The sequence below is a fragment of the Couchioplanes caeruleus genome, assembly GCF_003751945.1.
Taxonomy (GTDB): Bacteria; Actinomycetota; Actinomycetes; order Mycobacteriales; family Micromonosporaceae; genus Actinoplanes; species Actinoplanes caeruleus.
In genome coordinates, this window is record NZ_RJKL01000001.1 from 3757534 (window position 1) to 3784098 (window position 26565).

General features: G+C 70.6%; 25 protein-coding genes. 8 read left to right on the forward strand and 17 right to left on the reverse strand.

From position 1 onward, the window contains the following. Both EDD30_RS16720 and EDD30_RS16725 read right to left on the reverse strand, forming a co-directional pair. Positions 1-321, reverse strand: coding sequence for a PTS lactose transporter subunit IIB (locus EDD30_RS16720; protein WP_071805212.1), 321 nt, complete (start codon positions 319-321; stop codon positions 1-3). Between the two features lies 1 nt (position 322). Continuing rightward, on the reverse strand, positions 323-1390 hold the full coding sequence (locus tag EDD30_RS16725; protein WP_071805213.1) for a PTS transporter subunit EIIC: 1068 nt from the start codon (positions 1388-1390) through the stop codon (positions 323-325). A 201-nt stretch (positions 1391-1591) separates the two neighbouring features. Here EDD30_RS16725 and EDD30_RS16730 point away from each other — a divergent pair, with 201 nt between their 5' ends. Further along, positions 1592-2611, forward strand: a complete 1020-nt coding sequence (locus EDD30_RS16730; RefSeq protein WP_071805214.1) for a lysylphosphatidylglycerol synthase transmembrane domain-containing protein — start codon at positions 1592-1594, stop codon at positions 2609-2611. On the opposite strand, the gene EDD30_RS16735 is transcribed toward EDD30_RS16730, so the two are convergent. The 3 genes from EDD30_RS16735 to EDD30_RS16745 all read right to left on the reverse strand — a co-directional run bounded on the left by EDD30_RS16735 (position 2574) and on the right by EDD30_RS16745 (position 5876). Next, positions 2574-3329, reverse strand: coding sequence for a tetratricopeptide repeat protein (locus EDD30_RS16735; protein WP_084556368.1), 756 nt, complete (start codon positions 3327-3329; stop codon positions 2574-2576). The two genes, EDD30_RS16730 and EDD30_RS16735, sit on opposite strands and share 38 nt — an antisense overlap. Positions 3330-3422: 93 nt before the next feature. After that, complete coding sequence (locus EDD30_RS16740) at positions 3423-4010, reverse strand: TMEM165/GDT1 family protein (protein ID WP_071805215.1); 588 nt, start codon at positions 4008-4010, stop codon at positions 3423-3425. A 270-nt stretch (positions 4011-4280) separates the two neighbouring features. After that, on the reverse strand, positions 4281-5876 hold the full coding sequence (locus EDD30_RS16745; protein ID WP_071805216.1) for an alpha/beta hydrolase: 1596 nt from the start codon (positions 5874-5876) through the stop codon (positions 4281-4283). 188 nt (positions 5877-6064) lie between these two features. Between EDD30_RS16745 and EDD30_RS39145 the strand changes: the two genes are divergently transcribed. From EDD30_RS39145 to EDD30_RS16755, 3 genes are all read left to right on the forward strand, one after another. Next, on the forward strand, positions 6065-6235 hold the full coding sequence (locus EDD30_RS39145) for a hypothetical protein (RefSeq protein WP_170047248.1): 171 nt from the start codon (positions 6065-6067) through the stop codon (positions 6233-6235). A 213-nt stretch (positions 6236-6448) separates the two neighbouring features. Beyond that, complete coding sequence (locus tag EDD30_RS16750; RefSeq protein WP_244945276.1) at positions 6449-7642, forward strand: L,D-transpeptidase; 1194 nt, start codon at positions 6449-6451, stop codon at positions 7640-7642. Between the two features lie 191 nt (positions 7643-7833). Beyond that, positions 7834-8349 carry a hypothetical protein gene (locus EDD30_RS16755; protein ID WP_071805218.1) on the forward strand — a complete coding sequence of 172 codons (516 nt, stop codon included), beginning with the start codon at positions 7834-7836 and terminating at the stop codon, positions 8347-8349. Here the strand turns inward: EDD30_RS16755 and EDD30_RS16760 are convergent. From EDD30_RS16760 to EDD30_RS16780, 5 genes are all read right to left on the reverse strand, one after another. Further along, entirely contained in the window at positions 8330-9775 is a 1446-nt protein-coding gene (locus EDD30_RS16760; protein ID WP_071805219.1) for an APC family permease, read from the reverse strand. The genes EDD30_RS16755 and EDD30_RS16760 overlap by 20 nt on opposite strands. An 83-nt stretch (positions 9776-9858) precedes the next feature. Then, on the reverse strand, positions 9859-10674 hold the full coding sequence (locus EDD30_RS16765; protein WP_071805220.1) for a carbohydrate ABC transporter permease: 816 nt from the start codon (positions 10672-10674) through the stop codon (positions 9859-9861). After that, positions 10671-11612 (reverse strand): carbohydrate ABC transporter permease, encoded by a 942-nt coding sequence (locus EDD30_RS16770; RefSeq protein WP_071805221.1) that lies wholly within the window; start codon positions 11610-11612, stop codon positions 10671-10673. The genes EDD30_RS16765 and EDD30_RS16770 overlap by 4 nt, the downstream gene beginning before the upstream one ends. Positions 11613-11618: 6 nt before the next feature. Beyond that, the gene (locus EDD30_RS16775; RefSeq protein WP_071805222.1) at positions 11619-12980 is read right to left on the reverse strand and encodes an ABC transporter substrate-binding protein; all 1362 of its coding nucleotides are present in this window, start codon (positions 12978-12980) and stop codon (positions 11619-11621) included. 55 nt (positions 12981-13035) lie between these two features. Continuing rightward, positions 13036-13797 (reverse strand): DeoR/GlpR family DNA-binding transcription regulator, encoded by a 762-nt coding sequence (locus EDD30_RS16780; RefSeq protein ID WP_071805223.1) that lies wholly within the window; start codon positions 13795-13797, stop codon positions 13036-13038. 318 nt (positions 13798-14115) lie between these two features. On the opposite strand from EDD30_RS16780, the gene EDD30_RS16785 reads away from it, so the two are divergent. Next, on the forward strand, positions 14116-16371 hold the full coding sequence (locus tag EDD30_RS16785; protein WP_071805238.1) for a putative bifunctional diguanylate cyclase/phosphodiesterase: 2256 nt from the start codon (positions 14116-14118) through the stop codon (positions 16369-16371). Between the two features lie 13 nt (positions 16372-16384). Here EDD30_RS16785 and EDD30_RS16790 read toward each other — a convergent pair whose 3' ends face one another. The 5 genes from EDD30_RS16790 to EDD30_RS16810 form a co-directional block, all read right to left on the reverse strand. Continuing rightward, entirely contained in the window at positions 16385-16744 is a 360-nt protein-coding gene (locus tag EDD30_RS16790; protein WP_071805224.1) for a fluoride efflux transporter FluC, read from the reverse strand. Further along, a complete protein-coding gene (locus EDD30_RS16795) occupies positions 16741-17280 on the reverse strand; it encodes a fluoride efflux transporter FluC (protein WP_342353736.1) in 540 nt (179 codons plus the stop codon). Before EDD30_RS16795 ends, EDD30_RS16790 begins: the two co-directional genes overlap by 4 nt. A 210-nt stretch (positions 17281-17490) precedes the next feature. Beyond that, positions 17491-18294 carry an ABC transporter permease gene (locus EDD30_RS16800; RefSeq protein ID WP_071805225.1) on the reverse strand — a complete coding sequence of 268 codons (804 nt, stop codon included), beginning with the start codon at positions 18292-18294 and terminating at the stop codon, positions 17491-17493. Then, positions 18291-19286: an ATP-binding cassette domain-containing protein gene (locus EDD30_RS16805; protein ID WP_071805226.1), complete on the reverse strand. Its 996-nt coding sequence runs from the start codon at positions 19284-19286 to the stop codon at positions 18291-18293. The genes EDD30_RS16800 and EDD30_RS16805 overlap by 4 nt, the downstream gene beginning before the upstream one ends. Positions 19287-19514: 228 nt before the next feature. Continuing rightward, complete coding sequence (locus tag EDD30_RS16810) at positions 19515-20567, reverse strand: glycosyltransferase family 2 protein (RefSeq protein ID WP_071805227.1); 1053 nt, start codon at positions 20565-20567, stop codon at positions 19515-19517. A gap of 139 nt (positions 20568-20706) precedes the next feature. Here EDD30_RS16810 and EDD30_RS16815 point away from each other — a divergent pair, with 139 nt between their 5' ends. After that, positions 20707-22998, forward strand: coding sequence for a putative bifunctional diguanylate cyclase/phosphodiesterase (locus EDD30_RS16815; protein WP_071805228.1), 2292 nt, complete (start codon positions 20707-20709; stop codon positions 22996-22998). A gap of 74 nt (positions 22999-23072) precedes the next feature. Then, positions 23073-23246, forward strand: a complete 174-nt coding sequence (locus EDD30_RS16820) for a CsbD family protein (protein WP_071805229.1) — start codon at positions 23073-23075, stop codon at positions 23244-23246. Positions 23247-23292: 46 nt separating this feature from the next. On the opposite strand, the gene EDD30_RS16825 is transcribed toward EDD30_RS16820, so the two are convergent. After that, a complete protein-coding gene (locus EDD30_RS16825) occupies positions 23293-23937 on the reverse strand; it encodes a response regulator (RefSeq protein ID WP_071805230.1) in 645 nt (214 codons plus the stop codon). Positions 23938-23964: 27 nt separating this feature from the next. Further along, positions 23965-25275 (reverse strand): sensor histidine kinase, encoded by a 1311-nt coding sequence (locus EDD30_RS16830; protein ID WP_071805231.1) that lies wholly within the window; start codon positions 25273-25275, stop codon positions 23965-23967. Between the two features lie 131 nt (positions 25276-25406). On the opposite strand from EDD30_RS16830, the gene EDD30_RS16835 reads away from it, so the two are divergent. After that, positions 25407-26510: a serine hydrolase domain-containing protein gene (locus tag EDD30_RS16835; protein ID WP_244945277.1), complete on the forward strand. Its 1104-nt coding sequence runs from the start codon at positions 25407-25409 to the stop codon at positions 26508-26510. The last annotated feature ends 55 nt before the right edge of the window (positions 26511-26565 follow it).

A 26565-nucleotide genomic window follows, 5' to 3' on the forward strand; every position in this document is an offset into this window, starting at 1 on the left:
TCAGCCTCCCGTGGTGCCGACGACCATGCCGCCCTCTTTGACGGCGGCCACCACCCGCGCCACGGCCGGATCGCCCAGGAACAGGCGGAAACCGACCACGACCGAGCCGGGCGCGCCGGCCCGGGCGCGGTCGGCGAGCCCCGCCTGGCAGAGCACGACGTCCGCGTCGGCCGGGATGGCGGCGACCGGGTGGTGCTCCACCGTCACCGGCAGTTTGCGTAGCTCCCGACGGATCTGCCCGGCGAGCATGACGCTGCTGCCCATGCCCGCGTCGCAGGCGACCACGAGCTTGCGGACGCTGCGGCCCTCGATGCTGCCCATGTCAGATGCCTTCCTCGTCGCGCGCCAGGCGGCCGAAGCCCAGCAGCAGGGAACCGACCACGAAGGACACGCCGGCCGCCACCACCACGCCGGCCAGCACACCGAAATGGTCACCGCGGGGGGTCTCCGCAAGATACGCGAAGATGCTGCCCGGCGAGGGGGTGGCGACCAGGCCGACCCCGGTCACCAGGAACGTCGCGATCCCGGCGGCGCCGCCGCAGACGGCCGCGAGCACCATGCTCGGCTTCATCAGCACGTACGGGAAATAGATCTCGTGGATGCCGCCCAGGAACTGGATCGCCATCGCCGCGGGCACGCTGGGGCGCAGCGCCCGCGGGCCGAAGCACAGATAGGCGAGCAGGATCCCGAACCCCGGCCCCGGGTTGGTCTCGAGCATGAAGAGGATCGACTTGCCGGCGTCCGACGACTCGGCGATCCCCAGCGGACCCAGCACCCCGTGGTTGATCGCGTTGTTGAGGAACAGCACCTTCGCCGGCTCGATGAGCAGGGCCGCGGCGGGCAGAAGATGGTGTTCCACGAGAAACCGGACTCCGCTGCCCGCCGCCTCGGTGAAGACCCGCATGACCGGGCCGATCGCCAGCACGCCGGCGAGCGCGGCGACGCCGCCGACGATGCCCGCGGTGAAGTTCTCCACGAGCATCTCGAAGCCGGGGCGGATCCGGCCGGCGGTGAGGCCGTCGACGAGCTTGAGACCGTACGCGGCCAGCGGCCCGACGATCATGGCGCCGAAGAACATCGGCGACTCGGCGCCCACCACCAGCCCGATGGTGGCCACCGCGCCGACGACCGCGCCCCGCTGGGCGTGCACCATCCGCCCGCCGGTGTATCCGATGAGGACCGGCAGCAGCACGTGGGCCATGGGGCCGATGAGGGCGGCGAACTTCTCGTTCGGCACCCAGCCGTTCTCGAAGAACAGGGCGGTGATCAGGCCCCAGGCGATGAAGGCGGCGATGTTGGGCATCACCATGCCCGCGAGATATCCGCCGAAGCGCTGCACGCGCGCCTTGACGCCGGTGTCCTGTGCGGCGGGAACGTACAGCTCGGCCACGGGACAGCTCCTATCCGGGGCCGCGGGAGGGCCGGAGCGGGGGAAGGTCGATTTGTTGTACCGACGAGATCACCCAGTGTCAATCGAGGTCGCGGAACCGGCCCGATTGTCGGGCCACCGCTGCGCGAACGTGCAACGCCGCGAGGCTGGCGGAAGCGGATCTAGTCGCCTGCACCTGCCGGCAATGCGACGATCAACTTGATGGCCGACACGACCCCGCCCTGGTGGCGCCGCGGCCCCGTGGTGGCCGCGGTGGTCGTGCTCATCCTGCTCACCGAGCTGATCATCGGCTGGCGGCCGCTCATGGAGGCGATCGACCAGCTCCGGACGCCGCAGTGGAACTGGGTCGCCGGCGCGCTCGTCGCCGAGGTGGCCTCGATGGGCTCGTACGCCCGCATGCAGCGCGCCCTGCTGCGCGGCGCCGGCACCAAGGTGCAGGTCCGCAAGCACGTGGCCCTGGCGTACGCGGCGCACTCGCTGAGCGCCACCCTGCCCGGCGGCCCGGTGTTCTCGACCACCTTCAACTTCCAGCACATGCGGCGCTTCGGCGCGTCCCCGGCGGTGGCCTCCTGGTGCATCGCGCTCAGCGGGGTGCTGTCGACCGGCGCGCTGGTCGTGATCGGGGCCGTCTTCGGCATCCTGACGCGCAGCACGGGAAGCTGGCAGACGCTGCTCACGTACATGGGTGGCGCGCTGCTGGTGGCGCTGACCGTCCGGTTGCTGGCACAGCATCCGGAGTGGCTGATCAGGCCCGCGCGCCTGCTGCTCAGCGGGGCCAACCGGATCCGTCGACGGCCGCCCGCGGCCGGGCACGCCCGGTTGGCCGGCTTCGTCGACCAGCTTCGGTCCGTGCGCGTCCGGCCGCTCGACTTCGCGTACGCCGTCCTGCTCGCGGTGGCCAACTGGCTACTCGACGCGCTGTGCCTCTGGATGTGCTGCATCGCCGTGGGTGCGGACGACATCGGCCCCGCGCCGCTCGTGATCGCCTACTGCGCGGGGATGGCGGCGGCGAGCGTACCGATCGTCCCCGGCGGCCTCGGCGTGGTCGACGGTGCCCTCATCCTGGGCCTGGTGGCAGGGGGTCTCGCCACCGGCTCCGCGGTCGCGGCCGTGGTGCTCTACCGGTTGATCAGCTTCGGCTTCATCATCGGCATGGGCTGGCTGGTCTGGGCGGTGATGCGCGCTAGGGCAAGAACTCCTCGGGGCGTACCGGCCCGCTAGCCGCGTCCTGCTTGCGTCCGAACAGCTTCCAGCCCCGCTTCTTCTTCTCCGGGGCTCGGACGCTCTCGCCGTTGAGGACGGCCAGCCGGTGCTGCGCGACCGGGTTCTCCGGCTCCAGCTTCAGCGATTTCAGGAACGCCTGGCGCGCCTGGTCGGTGTGGCCCAGCGCATCCAGCGTCACGCCGTGCGTGAAGTAGTAGTGCGCCTCCTTCGGGTCCAGCCCGACGGCCGTCCGGGCGGCCTGCTCGGCGTCCGCGTACTGCCGATCGGCGGCGAGCAGGGACCAGGCCACGCGGTCGTGCCACAGCGGGTTCTTCGGCTCCACGATGACCGCCCGGTACGCCATCGTGACCGCCTCTTCGTGGCGCCCGAGCAGGGTGAGCGCGCGGCTGGCCATGGCCAGCGGCCGCGCGTCCTCCGGCGCCAGCTCGACGGCGCGGTTGGCCGCCTCGAGCGCCTTGTCGACCTCGTCGAGCACGAGCCGGATGCGCGCCATCAGGATCCAGCCGGCGGCGGACTCCGGATCGGCGGCCAGGACCGGTTCCAGGTGCCGGGCCGCGGAGGCGGGGTCCACCCGCTCGAAGAGGGCGGCCGCACGGGCGACCCCGATCTCGGTCGGCGTGGTCAGCCCCTCGGACCCGATCCTCTGCGGTTCACCCGGCGCCGGGGCCTGCGGCGTCTGCGGACGCTGCGGCACCCGGGCATCGACGTCGGTCATCGGCGCGCTCCGGCCCGCACGAAGGTAAAGGTCACACGGTCATCATCGGCAGGTTCGGCGCGCTTTTTGAGCGCTTTCGCGGGAAAACCACCCTCAGCGCAGCTCGATGGCGGCCTCCACGAGGAGCCAGACGCCGAAGACGGCGAAGAGTGCGGCGGCGCCGTATTTGATCGCCTTCTCCGGCAGGTGGCGGCCGAGCAGCCGGCCGACGCCGATGGCGAGCGCGTCGGCGGCGACCATGCCCAGCGTGGAGCCGAGCCAGGTGCCGAACCAGCCGTACTGGGTAGCGAGGGTGATGGTGGCCAGCATGGTCTTGTCGCCCAGCTCGGCCAGGAAGAAGGCCCCGCCGACGGCCAGGATCGCCGAGCCGGTCGACCGCTCCGCCTTTGACTTCTCGTCCTCGGTGAGGCGGTCACCGCGCAGCGTCCAGGCTCCGAACGCCAGGAAGGCGAGGCCGGCCACGAGCGAGATCCAGCCGGTGGGCAGGGCGGCGCCGAGGCCGTACCCGATGCCGACCGAGACAAGGTGCACCACCGCGGTCGCGACCGTGATCCCGATCAGGACCGGGAGAGTGCGGAACCGGGTGGCGAAGGTGAGGGCCATGAGCTGCGACTTGTCGCCCAGCTCGGCCACGAAGATGACGGCGAAGCTGACCGCCGTCGCGATGAGGAAACCGTTCATGTCGCGGAGACTCCCGGTGCATTGGACCGGGGCTCAGGCGCGGGGCGACCTCGACCCGGCCAGGTTGTCGTCCCGCGCGCAGGGCGCGCGGCATGGCCAAGTCGAAGGTCTCGCTCGCCCCGGCGGACCGAGGCCGCGTGGCCGGATGCGCCGGGGCTTGCGGCTCGGCGGATCAGTATGTCGACCACGACGTTGGGAGCTACTCCCCTTCGCGTCGGCGAGTTTACCCGGTCCGGCGACGGTCGCCGACGCGAAGGGGCTCTGGCCCGATCAGTGGCCGGTGATCAGCTTCTGGAGGTCGAGCCGGGTCGGCGAGGTGCCGGCTTCCGGGCGCTTGGTCGCCGCGGCGGACGGGTCCGGCGGAGGGAGCGGCTTGCAGCGCTTGTCGGACATGTTCGCCTTGACCCGCCTCGGCAGCTTGCCGGACGCCAGATACTCGGCGATGGTGTCGTCGACGCAGGCGTTGCCGAAGAGCGAACCCGAGTGGGTGGTGCCGCCGACGCCCTCGATCAGCGCCGAGCGGGGGAACCGTTTACGCACCTCGAGGCTGCCGGTGAACGGGGTCGCGGCGTCCAGGGTCTCGCTGATCAGCAGGACCGGCGGGGCGTTCCTGCCGTCCACCGCGACCGGCGTGCCGGGCCGGGCGGCCCAGGTCAGGCAGGGCGCGTTGTACCAGGCGTTGCCCCAGGTCTCGAACGGCGCCTGGCGGTGCACCCGCCAGTTGTCCGCGCGCCACGTCGACCAGGCGGAGGGCCAGCGGGCGTCGGTGCACTGCACGGCGAGGTAGACCGCGTATCCGTTGTCGGTGCCCTTGCCCTGCGGGTAACTCCCGTCGAAGAGCGCCCGGAGTTCCCGCGGGTCCGAGTCGTTGACCCAGGTCGCGAACGCCGAGGCGACCGCCTCCCAGCCGAAGACGTAGTAGCCGGCCTGCAGGAAGACGTCCGTGAGCTCGTCCGGCCCGATCACCCCGCCGGCGGGCTTGGCGGCGAGCCTCGCCTGCTCGCGATAGAACCGCTTCTCGACCGCCTTGCGGGTACGGCCGAGGTGGTAGACGTCGTCGTGCTCGGCCAGCCAGCCGAAGTAGATCTTGATATTGCGGTCGAACGCGATGTCCTGATCCAGGTTGGCGTCGTACCAGACCCGCGCCGGGTTCACGTTGCCGTCGAGCACCATCCGGCGTACCCGCTGGGGATGGAGGGTGGCGTAGACCTGGCCGAGGTAGGTGCCGTACGAGAAGCCGTAGTAGTTGATCTGCTGCACCCCGAGCGCGGACCGCAGGAACTCCATGTCCCGCACGGTGTCGACGGTACGGAGGTGGTCGAGGAGGCCGCCCCCGGCATCGGCGCAGTCCGCGGCGTAGCCCTTCGCCCTGGCCCGCCAGGTCGACTCGATCGCGGCGGTGGTGGGTACGTACGGCGGCCGGTCGTACCCCGTGTAGTTGCCGTCGCAGGCGAGGGCCGGCTCGCTGGAGCCCACCCCGCGGGGGTCGAAGCCGATCCAGTCGTACGCGTTGCCCGCGCCGTCCGGCACGAAGCCGCCGAGCACCGAGAGGGTGAGCCCGGACCCGCCGGGCCCACCGGGGTTGACCAGCATGACGCCCTGGTACTGGTCGTCGGGCACGGTGTGCGCGATGCGAGAGACCGCCAGCATGATCCGCTTGCCATCGGGCTTCGCGTGATCGAGCGGCACACTGAGCCGGGCGCACTGGGCATTGCGGGACCGGAGCACGGCGCTCTCGCACCTGCCCCATTTGATCGTGGAATAGCCGTCGCCACCCCGGGTCGGCTCGGCCGTGGCCGCGGTGGCCGCGGCCGCGCCGCCTGCCACGAGCGCCACGATGGCGGTGGCCGCCAGAATTCTTCTCATGCCTAGCCCTTCGCGTCGGTTCGCCCCATATGCTCCGGCGCGGAGCATCGGATGGCAGCCGTCCACGCCGGGGCGTTACCACGAAAGAGCCGATCGGGACGCCCTCGGCGGTGAAGCCGGTCGATCACTGGCGAAAAGGCCGTGCTCAGCGCGGTGGAGGCATGGAGTCCGTCGGCTAGCGTGGCCGCGTGCCGAGCCCCCGAGACGCCTCCGGCCCGTCCACCTCCATGGTGGCGGCCGGCCGCTATCGCCTGATCGAGGTGATCGGCCCGGGTGGCATGGGCGTGGTGTGGCTGGCCCGGGTCCTGTCAACCGCCTGCACGCGACACCGGGAAGCCTCCTTACGGCCATCGGGCTGACGGTCACGAGCCACCCCCTGTCCGGACGCTGACCGAGTATGTCCGGGTTGCGGTACTCCTGCGTGGCCGGGCGGGCCTGGAGAGTGGTGGGTGGCACGAATCGAGGATTGGAGCTCTTGCATTTGTGACGGATGATGGTCGCCGGACGACGGCGCGGTGAGAGGGATCATGAGACTTCGCGGAGTGACCGGCCCAGCCGGGCGGCGGTGGCGTATGACTGCGGTGGTGGCGGCCGCGGGCGTGCTGCTCAGCGCCGGTTGCAGCGGGGGCGACAAGTCGGGGACCCCCTCGTGGCAGTCCGGGGCCGAGGCGGCTGCGGCGAACGCGCCCGCTCCCGCGTCGCCGCAGCCCACGCTCAGCACGGTGGCGGTCACCTTCCCGGCCAAGGACGCGACCGGCGTCAAGGCCATCGCCGAGATCAAGTACTCGTCCGAGGACCCTGCGAACACCGCGGTCGAGGTCAAGGACGCCGCCGGCAAGAAGGTCGAGGGCACTCTCGACACCGACGAGAAGGTCTTCCGCCCGGCCGAGGCGCTGGGCTGGGGCAAGAAGTACACGGTGACGGTCACCGGCACGGCGTCGGCCGACAGGGGCGCCACCGCGACCAGCTCCTTCACCGTGATGAAGAAGCCGTCGAAGCTGGTCCGGGCGGTCAGCCACCTCGGCGACGGCCAGACCGTCGGCGTCGGCATGCCCCTGATCATCCGGTTGGATCGCGCCGTCCCGAAGAAGTACCGCGCAGACGTGCAGCGCCGGATGCAGGTCACGGCGACCCCGGCGCAGGAGGGCATCTGGCACTGGACCAGCGGCCAGGAGGTGCACTACCGCCCCAAGGTCTACTGGAAGCCGCAGACGAAGGTCTCCTACCGGGTCCAGCTCAAGGGCGTGCCCATGGGCGACGGCTGGTACGGCCGCACGGACTACACCGTCAACGTCAAGATCGGCCGATCCTTCGTCATGACGGTGGACAACAAGAGCAAGCACATGATCGTCAAGCAGAACGGCAAGGTGGTCAAGAAGCTTCCGGTCAGCCTCGGCAAGCCGGGATTCCACACGGTCAGCGGCACCATGCTGGTCACCGACAAGCTGCGCAAGACCACCTTCAACACGATCGGCCGGTTCACCGGGCCCGACGCCTACAACACCGAGGTCGAGTACGCCCAGCGGCTGACCTGGGGCGGCCAGTTCATCCACGCCGCGCGCTGGTCGGAGGGATCCCAGGGCCGCACCAACGTCTCCCACGGCTGCATCAACGTCTCTCACGGCGGCGGCAAGTGGCTCTACGAGAACACCATGATCGGCGACCCGGTCACCATCACCGGCACCGAGGAGCGGATCCAGTACGGCGACGGCTGGACCGACTGGAGCCTGAGCTGGGAGGAATACAAGAAGGGCAGCGCGATCTAGCACCGGTCGGGCCCGCCGGCTCCGGCGGGCCCGCTGGGCGGTCGGGGCGGTGCCCCCTGGCCTGATCTCGACGGACCACGCCGTCATGATCTACAGCTTGCGGATCGCCTGACGGGCGTCCGCCAGGATGCACCCGTACGCGCCAGGGAATATGCGCCGACTCGGGGTAATCGTGATGTCACGATGCGCTGATGGAGTTTCGGGGCCGGCAGCCGTGCTGGCTGCGCCCGCACATGGGAACGACGACTGTCGACGGCCGCGCTCCCCAGGCGTACATGGTGGCGTTACGGCACGTGCTCGTGACGCTGGACGCCGATCCGGAATGGCTGCGGTGGTGGCGGGCTTCCGGCGTACCCGAATGCGAACTGGGCATCGTGGCGGAGGACCAGCGGGACCACCTGCGGCCGAGCGCCGACATCAGCAATGTGGGCGGCAAGGTCCGGGCAAACTTCACGTGCGCCGCCCCGGTGGACGGGCGACCGGCCGAACTGTTCCCGCTGGCGGTGCGCGAGGTCACCGGCATGTTCGAGGTGATCCGTGAGGCGATCGGCCTCGGTGACCTGCCGCCGGTGCCGGCGCTGCCCGACCTGCCCGAGCATCTCGGCGAGCTCGAGGTCACGCGCAAGCCGCTGCAACCGGATGTGACGCTGTCGCAGATCCAGGAGTTCTTCGGCGACGACCAGCCGGCTACCCGGCGAGGCGATTGACCCGCTCGGGCCGGTGCGCACCCGGCGACCTCGGCCGCGGCACCGCCACGGCCGCCGGCGCCACCACCACCGCGGCGCCGCCCAGGCCGATCCCGGCATAGACCACCGGCCGCGCGAAGCGCAGCACCAGGCCGTAGAGCGCCCCGAGCAGGGCGGTTCCGGCGGCCGCGAGGATCAGTTCCGGAAAGCTCAGGTACGCCAGGTACGCCAGCGCGCCCAGCAGCACCGTGGACACCCCGGGGGCCACGAACCGCCGCCAGATCCCCTCGCCGTCCGGATGGCGGTTGAGGAACACCAGCGCGGCCAGCGACGTGACCGCCAGCAGGAGCAGGACGCCGAGGCCACCGCCGACGGCCAGCCGGTTCCCCAGGGCCACGACCGGCCGGTCGAAGAGGACACAACCGCCGATGATGAGCCCGGCGGTCAGGCTCTGGGTGAGCGAGGCCGGACGCCACGCGGCGAGCCCGGCCGAGAGCACCCGATCCCGGCCGAGCGCCACGAGATAGCGGACGACGGTGTGGTGCAGGGCGAGCATCGCGGCCAGGAGGCCGGCGACCACCAGCACCCTTCCGAGCGGGACCGCCCAGGACGGCGTGCGCGTGGCCGCCAGGTCGAAGGCGAGCTCCGGCCCGCGGGCGGCGGCCGCGGCGCCGATCCGGCCGGGGCCGGTCGCCGCGGCCATCGCCCAGCTCGCCGTGGCGTACAGCAGGGTCAGGATCAGGACGGACCCGACGGCGGCGCGGGCGGTCGCGCTGCGGGGGCGGCGGACGTCCTCCGCGTACGCGACCGTGGTCTCGAAGCCCACGAAGGTGAACGCGGCGACGACCAGCAGCAGACCGAGCACCGGGCGGGAGACTTCCCCCAACTGCCCGGGGTGCAGCGCGGCCCAGGCCACCCCGCCGACGCCGGGTTCGAGCAGGTTCGCCCCGGCGTACCCGGCGATCAGCACGATCCCGCCGCACACCGGCACGGCCAGCAGCCGCGCGGTCGACGACGGCCGCAGCAGCATCCCGCAGAGCGCGACCACGCACCAGCACGCCGCGGCGACCGTCCACCAGGGTGCGCCGACCAGCGGCGCGACCGCCGCGCCGACGACACCGTAGAGCCCGACCTGCAGGGCGTTGTAGGAGAGCAGCGCCAGCCACGCCGCCCCGACGCCCGCCGGACGGCCGAGCCCGCGGGCGACGAAGGAGTACAGCGCTCCCGGGCCCGGCAGGCGGCGGATCATGCCGGTGCAGCCCACCATGAAGAGCAGCAGGACGATGCCGACGGCCGCGAAGAGCAGCGGGAGGCCCGGCAGGCCGCTGTCGGCGTACGCGCCCGGCACGACGGCGGTGACGACGGTCAGCGGCGTCGCCGCGGCGAGCGCGAAGCACGCGACGGAGGCGCCGCCGAGGCGTCTCGCCGCCACAGGAGGCGGGGGCATCGCTTCATCTGACGCCCCGCCACGTCGCCGATCAACACTTTGTCATCTATCGGTAACTACGCGTGAGAGGGTTGGCACGGCCGCTATTTGACGGCGCCCATCGACAGTCCACGGACCAGCTTGTTCTGCGCCAGCCAGCCCGCGACGAGCACCGGCAGCGACACGATCGTCGCCGCCGCGCAGAGCCGGGCGAGGAACAGGCCCTCCGAGGAGATGAAGCCGACCAGGAAGATCGGCGCGGTGCCGGCGGTCGTCGCGGTCAGATTGACCGCGAGGAAGAACTCGTTCCAGGCGAAGATGAAGCAGATCAACGCGGTCGCGGCCAGGCCGGGCGAGACGATGGGCAGGATGATCTTCCGTATCGAGGTGAGCAGGCCCGCGCCGTCCACCTCGCCCGCCTCCAGCACCTCGCGCGGCACCTCGAGCAGGAACGAGCGCATCATCCACACGGCCAGCGGTAGGTTCATCGACGTGTAGAGGACGACCATCGTCCACACGTTGTCGAGCATGCCGAGGTTCTTGACCAGCAGATACAACGGCAGCAGCGCGGCGACCGCGGGCATCATCTTGGTCGAGATGAAGAAGAACAGCGCGTCGGTCCACTTCGCAACCGGGCGCAGGGAGAGCGCGTACGCGGCCGGCGTGGCCAGCGCCACCACGAACAGCGTGGAGAGGACGCTGGCCATCAGCGAGTTCAGCAGGAACGGGGTGATATGGCGGTCGAAGACCTGGGCGTACTGGTCGGTGGTGGGGCTGAAGATCCAGGTCGGCGGGTTGCTGGCGGCGTCCTGCTCCTGCTTGAAACTGGTCAGCACCATCCAGATCACCGGGAAGACGAAGACGATTCCGGCGATCCAGGCCACCGTGCCCCAGACGGTCCTGCTCAGCCGGGCCCTCATCGCCCCTCCTCCATCCGGAACAGAGTGGAGATCACCCGCAGCGCAAAGGTCGCCACGATGATCGTCAGAAGCACCACGATGACGCCGGCCGCCGACGCCTCGCCGTACTCGAACTTGCGGAACGTGGTCAGGTAGATCTCGTACGGCAGATTCGTGGTGGCGGTACCCGGCCCGCCCTGGGTGATGCTGAAGACCGAGTCGAACGTGTTGACCAGGTAGATCGACCCGAGCAGCGCGCCGAGCTCCAGGTACTGGCGCAGGTGCGGCAGTGTCATCCGGGTGAAGATCTGCCATGCGTGGGCGCCGTCGACCCGCGCGGCCTCGAGGACCTCCTCGCTCTGCGACTGCAGCCCCGCCAGCAGGATGAGCATCATGAAGGGCGTCCACTGCCAGACCAGCGTGGCGACGACCGCCGCCTTCGGGTACGACGAGATCCAGTCCGACGAGCCGCCGAACAGACCGTTGATCAGGCCGTACGCGGGGTTGTAGAGCGCATGCTTCCACAGCAGCGCCGCCGCGATCGGCATGACGAGGAACGGCGTGATCAGCAGGGTGCGGACGACGGCCCGGCCGGCGAACCTGCGGTCCAGCAGCATCGCCAACATCAGCCCGAGGACCATCGAGAAGATGACCGCGCCGGCGGTGAGCAGCACCGTGTTGGCGAGCGCGGCGCGCAGCCGTGAGTCGGTCAGCACGGACACGTAATTGTCCAGGCCGACGAACTCCCGCCGGCCGGGACGCAACGCGTTCCAGCCCAATGTGGACAGATAGAGGGTGACCAGGAACGGCACCTGGGTCACGATGATCGCGAAGACCAGGGCGGGCAGCAGCGGTGCCCGGCGGACCCACCGCTCGCGGGCGCCGCCCCTTGCCGGCGCGGAAGCCTGCGGCGGGACCGCGCCGGCCTTCTCGTCCGAGCGGGCGATGACGTCGGTCATCGCTAGCTACTTGTAGTTCTTCGCGACGGCCTCGGCGAGTTCCTGGCCGTCGGCGAGGGCCGTGTCGACCGTGGTGCTCCCCGCGATGGCCGCGCTGACCTCCTGCGACACCTTGGTGCCGAGGTCGGCGAACTCGGGGATGCCGACGAACTGCACGCCCAGCGCGGGACGCGGCTGCAGGCCCGGGTTCTGCGGGTTCGCGTTCTCGATCGAGCCGAGCGTGATGTCGGCGAAGGCCTTCGCGGACTCCTTGTACTCCGGGATCGAGTACGTCGAGGCGCGCTTGCCGGAGGGCACCCGCGACCAGCCGAGGGTCTTGCCCACGAGCTGCTCGTACTCCTTGCTGGTGGCCCAGGAGATGAACTTCCAGGCGGCGGAGTCCTGCTTGGTGGTCTTCGGCATGGCCCACGCCCACGTCCAGAGCCAGCCGGAGTACGCGGTCTTGTGGACCGGGGCGTACGCGTAGCCGACCTTGCCCGCGACCTTCGAGGCCTTGGGGTCCTCGAGCGTGCCGGCGGCGGAGGTGGCGTCGTACCACATGGCGGCCTTGCCCTGGCCGAACGTGTTCAGGCACTCGGTGAAGCCGGCCTGCGGGGCGCCCGCCTCGCCGTACTGCCTGACCAGGTTGACGTAGAAGTTCGTGGCTTCCTTGAACTCAGGCGAGTTGACCTTCGGCGTCCAGTCCTTCTCGAACCAGGTGCCGCCGTACGTGTTGACCACGGTCGTCAGCGGGGCGAACAGCTCACCCCAGCCGGGCAGGCCGCGCAGGCAGATGCCGGCGACGCCCTTCTTCTTGTCGTCGAGTTTCTGCGCGAACCCGGCCACCTGCGCCCACGTCGGCTTCTCCGGCATCGTGAGGCCCTTGGCCTCGAACATCTCCTTGTTGTACATGAGGAACGAGGACTCACCGTAGAACGGCGCCGCGTACATCTTGCCGTCGTCGCCGGTCAGCGACTGCACCATCGGCTTGATGAGATCACCGGCGTCGTACCCGGTGTCGGCGGCGGCCTGCGTCGACAGCTCGTGCAGCCAGCCGTTCTTGGCCCAGATCGGCACCTCGTAGGCGCCGACCGTGGCGACGTCGTACTGCCCGCCCTGGTTGGCGACGTCCTGCGTGACCTTGTCCCGCAGTTCGTTCTCCGGCAGGATCGTGAACTTCACCGTGATGCCGGTCCGCTTGGTGAAGTGCTCGGCGGTCAGCTTCTGGATGTCCTCCATCTGCGGATTGCCGACCATCAGCGCGGTGATGGTGTTGTCCGCGGAGTCGCCACCGCCGGTCGAACCGGCGCCCGAACATCCGGAGAGAACGAGCGCGCCGGTGGCCGCACCCGCGAGCAGCAAGGAGAGCTTCCTACCTGGTTTTTGCACAGCAGATCCTCCGTTATCACTTGCGCGGAAGGCGATGTATCTCTCGGAAGGGGATTCAGACCCGGATGACCTGGGGACCGAGCCGGGAATAGCGATGCGCCTCGGATGCCGGCAGTCCGGTGTCCGTGACCAGTGACTCGAAATCCGATATCTCGGCGAAACGGCAGAACGTGCGTACGCCAAATTTCGTGTGCATTCCGGCGAATATCCGGCGGCGGGACGCGCGCACCGCGTGCGACTTCACGTCCGCCACGGCGGGATCCGGGGTGGTCAGGCCGGCCTCCCGCGAGATGCCGTTCGCGCCGACGATGGCGAGGTCGAGGACGAAGCCGGCCAGCATGCCGCTGGCCCAGTGGTCGACCGTGGCCAGGGTGCGGCCACGGACCCGGCCGCCGAGCAACAGCACGGTGACCGGCGTGTTCGTGGACAGCCAGGCCGCCGTGTGCAGCGAGGCGGTCACCACGGTCAGGGGACGGTCGGCGGGCAGCGCCTCCGCGATGAGCTGCGGAGTGAAGCCCTCGTCGATGAAGATCGTCTCCGCATCGCCGATGAGCCCGGCGACAGCGGCGGCGATCCGACGCTTCTCCGACAGCCCGCGGGTGGTCCGCATCGCGAGGTCGGTCTCGAACTTCGCGGTCTCCACGGGGTAGGCGCCGCCGTGCGTACGCCGGAGCAGGCCGTGCTTTTCCAGCAGCCGCAGGTCGCGCCGGATCGTTTCTGCGGAGACGCTCAGCTCGGCGGCGAGTTTCGCGACGTCCACCTCGCCCAGCCGCCGGGCCAGGGCGACGATCTGATGCTGCCGCTCTTCCGCATTCAATGCGCACCTCCGGCTTGACGCGTGGACCATTTCTAGCACCGGGAAAGCGCGTGGCACCCATCACGAACCAGGCGTATTTGTTGCGCCTGCTGACCGTTTGCCAACGGGTTCGGCACGCTGGAGATCATCCCACCGCACGACGAATCCGGATGAATGTAGTGCCCGAATGTCCGGAAAGGTTGCCCGGATCGTGCCCGCGGGTGTGGGAGCGGTCGACGACGACCGATGTCTCTCGCCACCGGCGGGATCACGTGATCAGAACGGTTGCCGGAAACGCTCAGCTCCCGTCGACGCGGACCGACAGACCAGGTCATGGGCATGCTCGCAACTCAGCAGCAACTGACGGCGTTCCTCTCCGCCGTTGCTGACCGGCCGGACGGACCCGCGGCACAGTACGCGGCCGTGGAGTGCGCCGCGCGTGCCCTGGATACCGACGCTGCCGTGCTCATCATCGACTCGGGCGTGGTCGCCTCGGTGGGCCTCCGCGCCGAACAGGTCCCGATCGTCGCCGTGCTGCAGACCGCCGCCGACCGCCGCGGCACCCTCGACCTGGCAGGCATCACCTACGACATCGCGTACGCCCACATCGGCGGCCCCGCGAGCGGCCTGCTGGTGGTCGGCCGCCACCAGCGACCGTTCTCCGACGAGGACGTGAGCCTGCTGCGCGGAATGGCGCGGGTGCTCGAGCTCGGCCTGCAGACCCTGCACCTCGGCGAGGCGCAACGGCGGCAGGCCGAGGAGAACGAGCGGCTCGCCGGCTCGCTCCACGAACGGCAGCGCCTCTTCGAACACCTGAGCCGGATCCAGCGGCTGATCGCCCGCCGTGCCCCGCTGCAGAAGATCCTCGACTCGATCACCACCAGCGCCACCGAGCTGCTCGGCCTGGAGATCGGCTCACTGAACGTGCTGGAGAAGGACGACCCGTCGGTCGGCAGCATGGTCTCCAGCGTCGGCTTTCCGCCCGACATCCTGCCCAAGATGAAGCGCATCCCGTTGCCCTCGGCGGGCGCCGCCGGCCAGGCCGTCATGACCAACGAGCTGGTCCTGGTCGAGGACTACGAGAGCAGCCCCTTCGCCATCCCCGACGTCGTGCGGTCCCGCCTCCGGGCCGTCATGGCGGTGCCCGTCCACGAGAACGGCGCGGTCGTCGGCTGCCTCACGGTGGGGACGTTCAAGGGCCCGCGGCAGTGGGACAAGCAGTCCCAGGAGATTCTGCGGGCGTTCGCCGAGCACGTGAGCCTGGCGCTGACCGACGCGCAGACCCTGGAAGCGATGAACCAGGCGTTCCACGACTCGCTGACCGGGCTGGCCAGCCGCAGACTGTTCCTGACCCGGCTCGACGGTGCCTTCGCCTCGGCGCGGGAGGCGGACACCGGGCTCGCGGTCCTCTTCGTGGACCTGGACCGCTTCAAGGTCGTCAACGACTCGCTCGGCCACGCCGCCGGCGACCTGCTGCTGACCGGCGTCGCCGAACGGCTCAAGGCCTGCCTGCGCCCGCTCGACTCGGCGGCCCGGCTCGGCGGCGACGAGTTCGCGGTACTGCTGCCGACGGCGAGCGGCGTGGACGAGGCCATACCCGTGGCCGACCGCATCCTCGAGGCGCTGCGCGAGCCGTTCGACCTGGCGGGCAAGGAGACGTTCGTGAGTTGCAGCGTCGGCATCGCGTACAGCGCGGCCGGCGGGCTCGACGGCGCCCAGGGGCTGATGGTCCAGGCCGACCTGGCCATGTACCAGGCGAAGAAGGCCGGCAAGGACCGCGTCGAGATCTTCGAACCGGCGATGCAGGCAGCGTTCCAGGCCGGCCTCCAGCTCGAGGCGGACCTGCGCCGCGCGGTCGTCCGGCACGAGTTCACGCTGCGCTACCAGCCGATCGTGCACCTGCGTACGGGCGAGATCACCGGCCTGGAGGCACTGATCCGCTGGCAGCACCCGGACCGCGGCACGATCCCCCCGCTGGACTTCATCCCGCTCGCCGAGGAGACCGGGATGATCGTGCAGATCGGCGAATGGGTCCTGCGCGAGGCCTGCCGCCAGGCGGCCACCTGGAACGCCCGCCGCGAGGGCCTGCGCCCGCTCAGCGTCAGCGTCAACCTGTCGGCGATCCAGCTCGACCAGACCGACCTGCCGGAAACGGTGGCACAGGCCCTCGCCGACAGCGGTCTCCCGGCGTCGTGCCTGGTGCTCGAACTGACCGAGTCCCTGCTGGTCGACCACCGGTCGTCGACGCTGCGCCAACTGATGCGCATCAAGGAACTGGGCGTACGGCTGGCCATCGACGACTTCGGTACGGGATATTCGTCGCTGGCGTACCTGCGCCGCTTCCCGGTGGACATCATCAAGATCGACAAGAGCTTCGTGGACGAGGTCGGCGACGTGCCGGCGGCGGCCGCACTGACGTTGGGCATCATCCAGCTCGGCCAGGCCCTCAGCCTCTCCACCATCGCGGAGGGCATCGAGGACGCGGGCCAGCTCAACGAGCTGGCGGACGGCAATTGCGAGCTGGGGCAGGGCTACTACTTCGCGGAACCACTCACCGAGAAGGCCGTGGGAGAGCTGCTCTTCCCCCAGCGCTGACCGGCCTTCTCCGTCAGCCGAACGCGCGGCCCGCGAGGTAACCGATCGAGGCCGCACCGAGGCCGGCGAGGACGCTGCCGAGGGCGTACGCCCCCGCGAGGAACCGGTGCCCCGTCCGCGCCAGCCCCCACGTCTCGAACCCGAACGTCGAGTAGGTGGTGAGCGCCCCGCAGAAGCCCGTGCCCACCAGCGCGGCGAGCGCGGGACCGACCGGCAGGCCGACAAGAAAGCCGAGCAGCAACGACCCGGCGACATTGACGATCAGCGTGCCCCACGGGAACGGTGAGTCGCGCCGGGCCCGCACATACCGATCGGTCAGATACCGCAACGGCGCACCGACCGCCGCTCCCAGAGCCACCAGCAGCACGGTCACCGGCGCACCGCCGCTTCGGCGAGAGCGGTGCCGAGCCAGACCGCGGCCAGCGCGCCGGTGAGGGTCGCGGCCAGGTAGACCAGCGCGGTGCCCGGTGCGGCCTGAAGGACGTCGACGGTCGCGGTGGAGAACGTCGTGTAGCCACCCAGGACGCCGACGCCCCAGAACGGGCGGATCAGGCGTTGCTCCGGGCGGAAGCGGCGGATGAGCACCATGAGAACGCCGATGAGAAGGCAACCGGTGACGTTGACCGTCCACGTTGCCCATGCGAACCCTGCCGGCTCGTGCGGCCAGGCGACGGCGAGGCCATGACGCACCAGGGCGCCCAGCACGCCACCCGCAGAAACCACGGCGAGGACCAGCCCCAGTCCTTCGCCACCATCGGCACCGCCCTCACGGGCACCGCCGCCCTCGGCGGGGACGGCTCCACTGCCCGAGGCGGCGCCCGCGGTGCCGGCCCGCGAGGTACCCCCGGTCCAGGAGATACCCCTGGTCCGGGATACACCACCGGCCCGGGAAGCGGTTTCCGGATCCACGAGATCACGCTAGCCCAGGCCGAGATCGAGCGATCGCAAGCGGGCCACCGGGGAGTTGTGGCGCGGATGCGGGTGGGGACCGGTGGCCGCGGCGTGAGCCGCGGCCACCCTCGAGGTCAGTGACGTTAGTTTGCCCTGGTAGCGGAGGCGACGCGGGATTGATCCGTGTCATCCCTTCCTCCCTTTGGAACTTCTCGTGGAGCAGTTCGATTAGCGGGAGGCGGCTCGGCGGTATTGGTGGATGGCGAGGGGCATGAAGACGACGAGGACGGCGGCGATCCAGATCAGGCTGTAGAGGACCGGGTTCCGCAAGGCCCAGGTGTCGGGGACCGGGACGACGGGGTTGGTGTTGCCGAAGAGCTCGCGGGCGGCCTGGGTCACGGAGGAGACCGGGTTCCATTCGGCGATGAACTTGACCACCGAGGGCAGGTTGTCGGTGGGCACGAAGGTGTTGGCGATGAAGGTCATCGGGAAAATCACGATGAAGCTGGCGTTGTTGACCACCTCCGGGGTGCGGACCGAGAGGCCGACGACCGCCATGATCCAGGAGATCGCGTAGGCGAAGGTCAGCAGCAGGAGCACCGCGAGGATCGCCTCGGGCACCGACGACCGGATGCGCCAGCCGACGACCAGGCCGGACAGGGCCATGACCACGAACGTGACGAGGTTGATGCCGACGTCCGCGGCCGTCCGGCCCAGCAGCACGGCCGAACCCGACATGGGCAGCGTGCGGAAGCGGTCGATGATGCCCTTCTGCAGATCCTCGGCCAGGCTCGCACCCGTCCAGGTGGCGCCGAAGACGACGGTCTGGACGAAGATGCCCGCCATGAGGAACTCGCGGTAGTTGACCCCCGGCACCTCGATTGCGCTGCCGAACACGTACGCGAACAACAGGACGAACATGATCGGGGACAGGGTCGAGAAGACCAGGACGTCCGGGACGCGCTTGATCTTCAGCAGGTTGCGGCGGGTGATGACCGCCCCGTCCGCGAACGCGGAGACCACGGCGTTCATCGCACGACCTCCTTCTCCGGGGAGGCGGGACTCGCAGAGTCGGCCGTCGCGTGGCCGGTCAGCTTGAGGAAGACGTCGTCGAGCGTGGGGCGGCGTACGCCGACGTCCATGACCGCCACGCCGGCCTCGTCGAAGCGGCGCAGCGCGTCGATCAGCACCGCCGCGGCCGGCCTGCCGCCGTCGACCGGAGCGGACAGCTTGCGGGCGTGGTCGTCGAGGCTGACCCGGCCCCGGCAGACCTCGCCGAGGACCTCCGCGGCCTCGCGCACCCGGCCCGGCTCGGCGATGACCATCTCGATCACCTCGCCTCCGACCTGCGACTTCAGCCGGTCGGCGGTGCCTTCGGCGATCACCCGGCCGCGGTCGACCACCACGATGGAGTCGGCCAGCCGATCGGCCTCCTCGAGATATTGCGTCGTCAGCAGCACGGTGGTACCGCCGGCCACCAGGTCGGCCAGGGTGCCCCACATCTCCGTGCGGCCGCGTGGATCGAGCCCGGTGGTGGGCTCGTCCAGGAACAGCACCTGGGGCCGGGCCACCAGCGCTCCGGCCAGGTCCAGGCGCCGCCGCATGCCGCCGGAGTAGGTCTTGACCGGCCGGTTCGCGGCCTCCTCCAGCCGGAACTGCTCAAGCAGCTCGCGGGCTCGTGCCGCGGACGGCTTCCGGCCCAGGTGGTAGAGACGTCCCACCATGTCGAGATTTTCGAAGCCGGTGAGGTATTCGTCCACCGCCGCATACTGACCGGAGACCCCGATGCGTTCCCGGACCCGTCCCGGCTCCCGCAGCACGTCGATGCCCATGACCTGCGCCCGACCGGCGTCGGGGCGGAGCAGGGTCGTCAGCACCCGGACGCATGTCGTCTTGCCCGCCCCGTTGGGCCCGAGCAGGCCCAGCACGGTGCCCTCGTGGATCTCCAAGTGGAAACCGTCGAGGGCTTTGACCTCCCCGTATGTCTTCACGAGGCTGTCTGCCACCACCGCCATCGTCGTCATGGTGAGCGACGCTACGCCCGCCCCCCGACAATTTCCCTCCCATTACTTCTCAGAACCTTGCCGGGGACAAAAGGGACGAGAAGGAACGGAAGGGACGGGAGGCCGGGGATGGGCGTGGCGGCGCCCACCCCCGGCCTCGTCCGGACACGCCGCGCGCGGCCCCCGCCGAAGCCGGACGGCCGCACGCAAAGGATCGCGTGGCCGTCCACTGTAGGCGAGCCGGCACGATCAGCACGGAGCACCCTGCGGCACCGGCGCCGGCGCCGGCGCCGGCGCCGGGGAGACCACGAGCGACGGCTCAGGCTCGCGCTTGCCGATCCGGTACGCCTGCCGGAGCGCGGCGTACAGCGGATAGCTTCCGAGGCGGACCAGCCGGTGCTTGAGCCCGGGGTGCCCTGGATAGCCCTCCGGCAGGTAACGGCGGTAGTACGCGACCAGCCGCCGGAAGAAGGCGCGCCGCTGTCCGGGGTGAAGGCGGCCGTCGTTGCCCGCGACCACCAGCAGGTGGTCGACCATCAGCGTGAACAGTCGGTGGCGCAGCCACGGCTCGCAGGGGCGGGCCGAGACCCAGGACATCATCCGGTCGTACTGGTCGAAGACCTCGAAGTGGCGTTCGCTGCGGGTCGCGGTGATCGCACCGAGGCGGCCGATCCGGTAGTGGTAGCAGACCCGGTCGAGGACCGCGATCCGCTCCGCCGCGATCAGCACGGCATTGCTGAACGAGACATCCTCGTACCATCCGGGCAGGAAGCGCAGCCCGGCCTCGTCGAGCAGGCCGCGGCGCACGATCCGGTTCCACGCGGTGTGCTGGAGCTTGATGAGGCTGATGAGGCGGGGGTCGCGCAGCGCACCACTGCTCGCGTCGGGCTCCAGCCGGCCGTCCTCGTGCACCCGGAGGTGGTCGATCAGCAGGACGTCGGGCCGTTCCGAGCGCAGCCGGTCGAGCACCGCGCGCACCGAGCCGGCCGGGAGCCGGTCGTCGCTGTCGACGAACCACACGTACGTGCCCCGCGCCTCGGCCAGGCCCGCGTTCCGGGCGAGTCCCAGGCCCACGTTCTGGCTCAGATGCACCACCCGCAGGTCGCCGTGACGGGCCGCGTACGCGTCCAGCATCCCGCCACAGCCGTCCGGGGACGCGTCGTCGACCGCGATGACCTCAACCGACGCCGCCTCCTGCGGGCTCAGGCCGGCGCGGATCGACTCGAGACACTGGTAGAGATAGCCCTCGACCCGGTACACCGGCACGACCACCGACAACAGCACGGTATCCACGCCGATCACGCTCGACCCTTCCGGTAACGAACGACGGAACGGGGGTTGTCCGGAACACGTCCGGGGTGAGTCGAGGCGCAAATTCTCACGCCCGGCGTCCGGCGACCGATGGAGGCGGTACCGGATCGGTGGCTGGAAGGGGTACGGCGTGGGCACAACTGACCGGCTGCTGCGTGCGTCCGGCGTCGGTGCGCTGGCCGCGGTTCTCTGGTTCCTGGTCAACCTGGTGCACCCGGTCGGCCCGCGGGCGCTGCTCTGGCTGCCGACCGTGGCCGGCGCCGTCATCCTGGTGATCGGCCTGCACCGTACGGCGCGAACCGAGACCCTGCCCGAGCCGACCCGCCGGTTCTGGCGGCATCTGACCGTCGCGGCGGTCTTCATCGGCATCGGCGTGGCGTCCCAGGCCGTCGACGTCCTGGCCGAGGAGGAGCCGCGCGGACTCCAGACGGGCCCCGTCATGCTGCTCACCTGCGCCATCGGCGTACTGATCATCATGTTCGCGCTCTTCCGGCTGCCGCTCGAACGGCAGTCGCACGGCGAGATGTTCCGGATCGTGCTCGACGCCGGCACCCTGATGCTGGCCGCCGCCGTGTTCTTCTGGCACTTCTCCACCCGCACGGCGCTGAGCGAGGGCGACCACAAGGCCATCTACCTGTCCCTGTTCGTCACGATCATCGCGCTGCTCGCCGTGTTCGCGGTGTCCAAGTTCGTCCTGTCCAGCCACGCCCACATCGACAACGGCGCGCTGCGGCTGCTCGCCGTCGCGATGTTCGTGGGCGCTGTCGCGCCGATGTTCCGCGGCCCGTTCGAGTCGGTGGACCCCCATCTGTTCCCGGACATGTGGAGCACGCCGATCGTCTACTACTTCGCCATCCTGGCCGCCGCCCGCCAGCGGGCGGCGCACGGCGGCAAGCGGCGTGGTGCTCCGGTCGCCCCCCGGAGGCGGTCGTTCAGCCTGCTCCCGTACGTGGCGGTCGCCGCCGTCGACGGCCTGCTGGTCTACGTGACCTGGACCGACGGCGAGGACGAGGCCGTGGTGGTCGGTTCCGCGGTCCTGCTCACCGCTCTCGTGGTGCTGCGCCAGCTCACCGCCTTCCGGGACAACAGCCGTCTGCTGGCGCGTCTCGACCACAGCGCGACGCATGACGCTCTCACCGAGCTGCCCAACCGCATCCTGTTCCACTCCCGTCTGCAGCGGGCGCTGACCGCTCCCGGCGACCGGCCGGTGGCGGTGGCGCTGATCGACCTCGACGACTTCAAGGAGGTCAACGACACCCTCGGGCACGAGGTCGGCGACCTGCTGCTGGTCGGGGTGGCGAAGCGGCTGGAGGGCTGCGTCCGGGCCGAGGACACGGTGGCGCGCCTCGGCGGCGACGAGTTCGTCGTGGTGCTCGACGACGCCGACCCGGCCGCCGCCGATCTGGCCGCCGACCGGATGATGCGGGCACTGCAGCAGCCGGTCTACGCCGACGGTCACGAGCTGCCCATCCGGGCCAGCATCGGCATCGCGGACGGGCGCACCGGCGACCAGCCCTCGGTGCTGCTGCGCCACGCCGACATCGCGATGTACGCGGCGAAGAACCTGCCCGGCACGGCCTGCCTGCACTACGAGCCGAGCATGTCGGTGACCGGCAACGACCTCGGCGCGGAGCTGCGCTACGCGATCGACAACAACCAGTTGTTCCTGCTGTACCAGCCGATCGTCTCGCTCGACGACGGCCACATCATGGGCGCCGAGGCGCTGGTGCGCTGGGCCCACCCGGTCCGGGGCACGCTGGCGCCGGACGCCTTCATCCCGGTCGCCGAGCGCACCGGCCTGATCATCCCGCTGGGGCACTGGGTCATGCGGACGTCCTTCGCCCAGCTCGCCGAGTGGAACGTCGTGCACGGCGACGCCGCCCCGCAGGTGCTCAACGTCAACGTGTCCGCCCGTGACCTGCGCGAGCCCGGCTTCGCGGAGCACGTGGGCGAGCTGCTCGCCGAGTTCGACCTGCAGCCGGAACGCGTGGTCCTGGAGATCACCGAGACGATGGCGCTGGAGCCGGGTCCGTCGGTGATCAACCTGCTCCGGCTGCGGGCCATGGGCGTGCGCGTCTCGCTGGACGACTTCGGCACCGGCCACTCGACGCTGACGCTGCTGCACGACTGCCCGATCGACGAGATCAAGCTGGACCGCTCGTTCACCCAGTCGGAGGTCGACGACCGCCCGCCCGTGTCGGCGGCCGTGATCCACCTGGCGCAGGCGCTCGGCCTGCACGCGGTGGCGGAGGGTGTCGAGACGGCGGACCAGGCGGAGCAGCTTCTGTCGCTGGGCTACATCGCGGCGCAGGGCTACCACTTCGCCCGGCCGATGCCGCCGGCCCGCCTCAGCGAGCTGCTCGCGGCCAAGAAGTCCCTCATGCCCTCGGCGACGCCGACGGAAACCGTGCCGACGGCGTGATTCCCCTCTCGGGGTTGCATCGCACGCGGCGGGGTACATCCGGGTGCGTAGGCGACTCTTCCCGGGAGGTTCCGATGGGCACCGACGACAAGATCGACAACAAGGCCGAGGAGCTTGGCGGCAAGGTCAAGGAGGGCGTCGGCAAGGCGACCGACGACGAGCGCCTCGAGGCCGAGGGCAAGGCCGACCAGACCACCTCGAAGTTGAAGCAGGCCGGCGAGGACATCAAGGACGCCTTCAAGAGCTGAGATCTCGTACGGAAGAAAGGGCGCCCGCCACGGCGGGCGCCCTTTCTCAGCTCTGCAGGTAGGCGAGTACCGCCAGGACGCGGCGGTGCTGTTCCTCGTCCGGTGGCAGGTCGAGCTTGGTGAAGATGTTGCGGACGTGCTTCTCCACCGCGCCCTCGGTGACCACGATCGTGCGCGCGATCGCGGTGTTGGAGCGGCCCTCCGCCATCAGGCCGAGAACCTCACGCTCGCGCGGGGTGAGGTTGCGCAACGGGTCGTCGCGGCGGCGCCGGACCAGGAGCTGGCCGACGACCTCCGGGTCGAGGACCGTTGCGCCGGCGGCCACCCGCCGCAGGCCGTCCAGGAAGTCCGCGACCTCGGAGACCCGGTCCTTGAGCAGATAGCCCACCCCACCCAGCCGATCGGCGAGCAGGTCGTCGGCGTACTCCACCTCGACGTATTGCGACAGCACCAGGATCGGACTGCCCGGCACCTTCTTGCGGGCCTCCACGGCCGCCCGCAGACCCTCGTCGGTGTGCGTGGGCGGCATCCGCACGTCCACGATGGACACATCCGGCCTGTGCTCGACGATCGCGTCGACCAGCGAGGGACCGTCGCCGACGGCCGCGACGACGGTGCACTCGTTCTCCTCGACCAACCTGACCAGGCCCTCGCGCAGAAGCACGGCATCGTCGGCGATCACCACCCGCATGCCGACGAGCGTAGCGGGCGCCTGGCGCTACAGCGGCAGCGGCAGCGCGACCGTGAGGGTGGTGCCCGCTCCCTCGGGACTGCGTACGTCCATCACCCCGCCGGCCGCCTGGACCCGGTCCGCGAGACCGGCCAGGCCGTGGCCCTTGGCGAGGCTCGCACCGCCCACCCCGTCGTCGGCAACCATGATCGTCAGCCCGGTCGCCTCCCGCCGCACGCTCACCTGCACCTCTGCCGCGTGGCTGTGCTTGGCGACGTTGGTGAGCGCCTCGGCCACCACGAAGTACGCCGTCGTCTCCACCGCCGGCTCGAGCCGCTCGATCGGCGGTGCGTCCAGGTCGACCGGGACCGTGCAGCGCCCGGCGAGCGCGGTCAGCGCGGCCTGCAGTCCCCGGTCGACCAGGATCGGCGGGGCGATGCCGCGGGACAGCGCCCGGAGCTCGTCCAGTGTCTCCCGGGTCTGCGCCAGGGCCTCGGCGACCGTGGCGCGCGCGGCGTCGGGATCGGTGGCGAACTGCTGCTCGGCCCGCCCGAGGTCCATCGCCAGCCGGACCAGGCGCTGCTGCGGCCCGTCGTGGATGTCGCGTTCGAGCCGGCGCAGCGCGGTGGCCTCGGCCGAGACGGCGGCGGCCTTCTGTGCCTGGGCGGTGTCACGGGCGGCCACGGCCTCGGCCACCTGCTCGCGCAGCTCGTTGACGCCGCTGAGCAGGGCCCGGGCGAACAGCCCTTCGAGCAGGGCCGCGCCGCGCAGCACCGGGTACAGCGTGCCGAAGAAGAAGAAGCCGATCGCCAGGTGGAAGGCGATCCGGGTGGAGGTGGCATCGCCCAGCCCCAGCAGCTCGGGCAGATCGGAGTTTTCCGGGCCGCGCGGCAGCGACCACTCCCATAGCGGGTAGGAGAGGCCGCCGAGCGCGCCGGCCCACCAGGTCACCGCGAAGCAGAAGGCGATGGTGCTCGGGATGAAGCGCAGGATGGCGTGCAGCAGGTCGAGCCAGGCCTGGCCGTCGCTGAGCGGCGTCAGGAACCGCCGGGCGCGGCTCGCTCCCGCAGGCGCCGGCTTGTAGTACGGGTGCGGCAGCCGCAGCCCGATCACCGGGGCGATCCTGGCCCGCTCGACGGTGGCGAGGCCGCGGGCCAGCATCAGCGTGCCGGCCAGGATCGGCACGCCGACCCAGATGACGGCCGTGCCGACGCCGACGGCGAAGCCGGTCACACCGGCCACCAGGGCGACCAGGCCCAGGGGGAAGCCGAGCAGGATGAACTGGGTGTCGAGGCCGGCCTGCCGGAACGCACGCCGGACCGGGGCCTGGTGTTCCGCCGAGACGAGGGTGGTGGTCATGCCCTAGACGGTAGGCATGCGAGGCCCACGGACCGATCCCGGTGGCCGCCGGATCGGGGGTAGGGTTAACCCCACCCCCTGAGCTGCGCCGATCTGCCCCACGACGGCCCTCGGTGCGCAATGCTGGAGACGTGAGGGACTGGACCGACCTGCAGATGCGGGTGCACCGCCGGGCCCAGGCGCTCGTGGGGTCGGGCCGGGAGATCGGCCTCCAGGTCGCCGCCTACCTGGACGGGCAGTTGATCGTGAACGTCGTCGCCGGCGTGGCCGACGAGTCGACCGGCGCCCCGGTCACCCCGGAGACCACCTTCTTCAGCCCCGCGACCGGCAAGGGCCTGGCCAGCACCGCCGTCCACGTCCTCGCCGAGCAGGGCCGGCTCGACTACGACCTGCGCGTGGCGGACGTGTGGCCCGAGTACGCCCGCCACGGCAAGCAGGACACGACGTTGCGGCACGTCCTGTTGCACGCGGCCGGGGTGCCGGCGCTGCCGTCGTACTCCACGGCCGAGGACTTCCTGGACTGGAACCTGATGTGCCGGACGATCGCGAGCTCCACGCCGCTGTGGCAGCCCGGTGCCCGGCACGGCGTCCACGAGTGGACGTACGGCTGGCTGCTCGGCGAGGTGGTCCGCCGCATCGTGGGCCGGCCGCTCGCCTGGGTGGTCGCCGAACACATCGCCCGGCCGCTGAACGCGGACCGTGAGCTGTTCCTGGGCGTACCCCCGGACCAGCTCAACCGGGTGGCTCGGCTGAAGGACCGCAACTGGACGGCCGCGCTGGACCTGTTCAGCGCGAACCTCGAGAACTTCGACAAGGTCGCGCCGCCCGCGGTACGCCCCGACGCGGCGCTCGGCAACCGCCGCGACATCCTGCGCGCGGAGATCCCGGCGGTGGCGACGGTGAGCGCCCGGGGCATGGCCCGCATGTATTCCGCGCTCATGGACAAGGTCGACGGCGTACGCCTGATCTCACCGGACCGGCTCAAGCTGATCAGCACGGTGCACACCGAGGGCCCCGACTGGACGATCGGCGGCGATCTGCCCAAGACGCTCGGCTACGTGGCCAAGGGCTCCGGACGCATCGGCTGGGGCGGCAACGGCGGCGGCCTGGCCGGCTTCTACCCGGAGCTCGGCCTGGCGGTGGCGGCGACGAAGAACTATCTGGGGGTCAGCGACCAGGATCCCATGGAGGATTGCGCGACGATGATCCACGACGCGGTCGCGGGCGACGGCTGACCGACACCGTCCCGGCGCCGATGCCCGTACGGATCGAGCGAACGTTGCCACGAAC

Coding starts and splice junctions, on each gene's coding strand:
- EDD30_RS16830 (WP_071805231.1), bottom strand. CDS start 25,275: ATGACCACCACCCTCGTCTCGGCGGAACACCAGGCCCCGGTCCGGCGT.
- EDD30_RS16740 (WP_071805215.1), bottom strand. CDS start 4,010: ATGAACGGTTTCCTCATCGCGACGGCGGTCAGCTTCGCCGTCATCTTC.
- EDD30_RS16805 (WP_071805226.1), bottom strand. CDS start 19,286: ATGACGACGATGGCGGTGGTGGCAGACAGCCTCGTGAAGACATACGGG.
- EDD30_RS16755 (WP_071805218.1), top strand. CDS start 7,834: ATGGAGTTTCGGGGCCGGCAGCCGTGCTGGCTGCGCCCGCACATGGGA.
- EDD30_RS16800 (WP_071805225.1), bottom strand. CDS start 18,294: ATGAACGCCGTGGTCTCCGCGTTCGCGGACGGGGCGGTCATCACCCGC.
- EDD30_RS16760 (WP_071805219.1), bottom strand. CDS start 9,775: ATGCCCCCGCCTCCTGTGGCGGCGAGACGCCTCGGCGGCGCCTCCGTC.
- EDD30_RS16745 (WP_071805216.1), bottom strand. CDS start 5,876: ATGAGAAGAATTCTGGCGGCCACCGCCATCGTGGCGCTCGTGGCAGGC.
- EDD30_RS16750 (WP_244945276.1), top strand. CDS start 6,449: ATGACTGCGGTGGTGGCGGCCGCGGGCGTGCTGCTCAGCGCCGGTTGC.
- EDD30_RS16785 (WP_071805238.1), top strand. CDS start 14,116: ATGCTCGCAACTCAGCAGCAACTGACGGCGTTCCTCTCCGCCGTTGCT.
- EDD30_RS16765 (WP_071805220.1), bottom strand. CDS start 10,674: ATGAGGGCCCGGCTGAGCAGGACCGTCTGGGGCACGGTGGCCTGGATC.
- EDD30_RS16825 (WP_071805230.1), bottom strand. CDS start 23,937: ATGCGGGTGGTGATCGCCGACGATGCCGTGCTTCTGCGCGAGGGCCTG.
- EDD30_RS16730 (WP_071805214.1), top strand. CDS start 1,592: ATGGCCGACACGACCCCGCCCTGGTGGCGCCGCGGCCCCGTGGTGGCC.
- EDD30_RS16820 (WP_071805229.1), top strand. CDS start 23,073: ATGGGCACCGACGACAAGATCGACAACAAGGCCGAGGAGCTTGGCGGC.
- EDD30_RS16735 (WP_084556368.1), bottom strand. CDS start 3,329: ATGACCGACGTCGATGCCCGGGTGCCGCAGCGTCCGCAGACGCCGCAG.
- EDD30_RS16720 (WP_071805212.1), bottom strand. CDS start 321: ATGGGCAGCATCGAGGGCCGCAGCGTCCGCAAGCTCGTGGTCGCCTGC.
- EDD30_RS16770 (WP_071805221.1), bottom strand. CDS start 11,612: ATGACCGACGTCATCGCCCGCTCGGACGAGAAGGCCGGCGCGGTCCCG.